The organism is Stenotrophomonas sp. 278, assembly GCF_003935715.1.
Taxonomy (GTDB): Bacteria; Pseudomonadota; Gammaproteobacteria; order Xanthomonadales; family Xanthomonadaceae; genus Stenotrophomonas; species Stenotrophomonas maltophilia_AH.
In genome coordinates this window covers 1-1,260 of record NZ_RHPP01000290.1, presented here as the reverse complement: position 1 = coordinate 1,260, position 1,260 = coordinate 1, and the positions used below count along the sequence as shown (strand labels likewise).

Below are 1,260 nucleotides of genomic sequence, written 5' to 3'. Positions count from 1 at the left end.
TGAACCTGCCCCGCTGAAACGGACGCCAAGAAGCGATAATTTACTCGCACTTGGAGGTTCCCTATGTCACGTCCCCCTCGCCGTCATTACACCGATGATCAGAAGGCCCAAGCCGTTCTGTTAGCTGAATCCATTGGTCCTACCGCAGCCGCCCGGCAGCTCAACGTAGCTGTGAAGTCACTGGCAAACTGGCTCACCGCCTCACGCGCAGGCCAGCCTTTACGCTCCCCCTCCCGGCAGCCCGCAACGGAAATGGAGGCCGAGCTGAGCCGGTTAAGAGCGGAGAACGCCACTCTGCGCATGGAGCGCGACATCCTAAAAAAAGCGACGGCGTTCTTCGCCAAAGAGTCCAAGTGAGGTTCGCCTTCGTCGCTCGTGAAAGGACCAACTATCCGGTGCGCCTGCTGTGCCGCCTGATGGATGTTTCACCCTCGGGATTCCACGACTACCTGCGCCGCTTGGCCGAGCCATCACCGGACGCTGATGCGGAAGTGCGCGAGGAACTTCGCGCTGTTCACGCGCAGAGTCGTCGTACTTATGGCCGCCCGCGGCTGGTGCAGGCGCTGCGCGCGCGAAACCACGCTGTGGGCCACAAACGGGTTGCCCGATTGATGGCCGAGGAAGGCCTGCGCGGCAGGATCAAAGGCTCGCAGCGCCCGCGCAGCGTCAAGCGCAAGGATGGTCGTCCAGCTGCTGAGAACCTTCTTGACCGTCGATTCTCGGTTGACAGCGATCAGCCGGCCTGGGTCGGCGACATTACGTATTTGGCAACTCGCGAAGGGTGGATGTATCTGGCCACCGTCATCAGCCTGCAGACGCGCCAGGTGCTGGGATACAGCTTGTCAGATCGCATGCCCGATGATCTGGTGCAGCAGGCATTTCTCAACGCATGGGCGGTCTGCCCGGGACCGCCCGGCTTGCTGTTCCACTCGGATCGAGGTTGCCAATACACCAGTGGCGAGTTCGGCGGAACTGTGACCGCGCACGGCGTGGTGCAGAGCATGAGCAGGCGGGGCAACTGCTGGGACAACGCCGTCGCCGAAAGCTTCTTTGCCACATTGAAAACTGAGGAAGCCACCGGTGTATACGAAACCAAGGATGAAGCTCGGCGATCCATTGCGAACTACATCCACGGCTTCTACAACCCAACCCGGCTACACTCGACACTGGGATTCGTGTCGCCAAACGACTACGCAAAGCAATTGAAAGCCGCTTCCTGACCCCGTACTTCTTGGCGTCCGATTTCAGGGGACAGGTTCA

2 protein-coding genes are annotated in these 1,260 nt (G+C 60.5%); both read left to right on the top strand.

All coding sequences use genetic code 11. From position 1 onward, the window contains the following. Positions 1-63: 63 nt before the first annotated feature. Positions 64-357 (top strand): transposase, encoded by a 294-nt coding sequence (locus EGJ34_RS22440; RefSeq protein WP_185750296.1) that lies wholly within the window; start codon positions 64-66, stop codon positions 355-357. Further along, on the top strand, positions 354-1,220 hold the full coding sequence (locus EGJ34_RS21730) for an IS3 family transposase (protein ID WP_185750295.1): 867 nt from the start codon (positions 354-356) through the stop codon (positions 1,218-1,220). The genes EGJ34_RS22440 and EGJ34_RS21730 overlap by 4 nt, the downstream gene beginning before the upstream one ends. Positions 1,221-1,260: the final 40 nt, after the last annotated feature.